The following is a 2,193-nucleotide window of genomic DNA, read 5'->3' as shown; positions in this document are numbered from 1 at the left end:
GGAGTTCCGACCCTAAGATGCTGACGCCGCGCGCGACTGTCGACGAGGATACGGACGCCCACGCCGTAGCGGCGACGCCGGATGGCCTGCCGGTCCCTCGGCGATATTGGTCGGTGGCGGCGATCTGGCTGGCCATGACCATGTCGGTGTTGGACGGGGCCATCGCCAATGTCGCGCTGCCGACCATCGCTGGCGAGCTGCACGCCAGCGCCGCCTCCTCGATCTGGATCGTCAACGCCTATCAGCTGGCGATCACCGTGACCCTGCTGCCGCTGGCGGCCCTCGGCGACCGGCTGGGGTACCGGCGGGTCTATATGGTCGGGCTGGCGGTGTTCACCCTCGGGTCGCTGGGCTGCGCGCTCAGCCACACCCTGGCCAGCCTGACCCTGGCGCGGGTGTTCCAGGGCCTAGGCGCCGGCGGGATCATGAGCATCAACGCCGCCCTGGTGCGCTTCACCTATCCGAAGAAGTTCCTCGGCCGCGGCATCGGGCTGAACGCTCTGGTGATCTCGGTCTCAGCCGCCCTTGGCCCGACGGTCGCCGCCGTCATCCTGTCCCGCGCGTCGTGGGAGTGGCTGTTCGCGATCAACGTGCCGATCGGGGTCGTGGCCATCGCCATCGCCTTCCGCGCCCTGCCGGTCACCGTCGGCTCCGACCGCAAATTCGACTGGATCTCAGCGGTGCTGAACGCGCTCACGTTCGGCTTCCTTATCACCGGGGCGGAAAGCGTCGCGCGCGACGGCCTGGCGTCGGGCCTCTCCAAGCTGGCGGTCGGGGCAGCGGCCGGCGCGCTGCTGAGCTACCGCGAGCTGCGGCGGGAGGCGCCGCTGGTGCCCTTCGACCTGCTGCGGCTGCCGATCTTCGGCCTGTCGATCCTGACCTCGATCGTCTCGTTCGCCGCCCAGATGATGGCCTATGTCGGCCTGCCCTTCTATTTCCAGAGCGTGATGGGCCGCACCGCCGTGGAGACCGGCCTCCTGATGACCCCCTGGCCGCTGGCGGTGGGGATCGCCGCGCCGCTGGCCGGACGTCTGGCCGACCGGCACCGGGCCGGGACCCTGGGCGGCATAGGTCTCAGCGTCTTCGCCATCGGCCTCTTCGCGCTGTCGATCATGCCGGTGCATGCGGGCAACTGGGACATCGCCTGGCGCATGGCTTTGTGCGGCCTCGGCTTCGGCTTCTTCCAGTCTCCCAACAACCGCGCCATGGTCACCGCCGCGCCCATGCACCGCAGCGGCGCCGCCGGCGGGGCGCTGGCCACCGCGCGCCTGCTGGGCCAGACGGCGGGCGCCGTGACCACGGCTGTCTTCTTCCACCTGGCCGGCACCAAGGCCACCACCACTGCACTCGCCACAGCCGCCGGCTTGGCGGCGCTGGCCGCCATGGTCAGCCTGTCGCGCCTGGCGCTGGCCCCGCGTCCGCGGCCGGAGGCCCTGGATCACGTGGACCCGGCCCCGTCGGGGCCGTGAGGCCAATCACTCGCCTGTTGCGCGAATTTACCTAATGAAATCAGCAAAGTATGCCTAAATAGGCAATAGCCGCGCGCGCTCTATGGCCTCTATCCTTCTCCCTCGACCGCGGGTCTCCGCCTCTTCGGGTGGCTGCCGGACCGACATTCTGGGGCTTGGAACATGAAACCCATTCGCTCGGCGGCCATAGCCGCCGCCCTCGCGACCTGCGCGCTCGCGCCATCCGCGGCTTTCGCGGCGGATCCGCTGGCCTGGGAGAACGCCGTCAACGGCGATTTCGGCGTCCTGGATCTCGCGACCGGCGTGTTCACCAGTCTCGGCAACAGCGGCGTGGAACCAGCCGGTCTGGCCGAGGACAGTTCCGGTGTCGTCTACAGCGCCCCCGTGAGGGGCCACACGCTCGATATCGTCAACACCGCAAACGGCGCCCTGACGCCGGTGGGCGACGGGTCGATCACCTATTACGGCATCGGCTCGACGACGAGCGGGATCTTTGGCTACGGGTCGGACAACAACCTCTATTCGATCAACACCGCCACCGGCGTCTCGACTCTGCTTGGCCCGACGAACGTGGGCGTCAACGGCTTCTTCGGATTCTCCGCCGGCGGATCGACGCTCTATGAGCTCATGGCCAACAACCTCTACAGCCTGAACACGACGACGGGCGCCGGTACGCTCATCGGCCCCATGGGAGCGATCGGTTTTGGCGCGGCGGTTTCCGAAG

General features: G+C 68.7%; 2 protein-coding genes. Both read left to right on the top strand.

All coding sequences use genetic code 11. From position 1 onward, the window contains the following. The coding region (locus E8A12_RS04635) for an MFS transporter (RefSeq protein ID WP_293366604.1) at positions 1 to 1,469 on the top strand (1,469 nt) is incomplete at its 5' end. 162 nt (positions 1,470 to 1,631) lie between these two features. Continuing rightward, positions 1,632 to 2,193 (top strand): hypothetical protein (locus E8A12_RS04630; RefSeq protein ID WP_293366603.1); only part of this gene is annotated, 562 nt, incomplete at its 3' end.

It is taken from the genome of Phenylobacterium sp., assembly GCF_004799395.1.
Taxonomy (GTDB): Bacteria; Pseudomonadota; Alphaproteobacteria; order Caulobacterales; family Caulobacteraceae; genus Phenylobacterium.
Note: the sequence above shows the minus strand (reverse complement) of the source record. Positions and strands in the feature narration are given on the sequence as shown.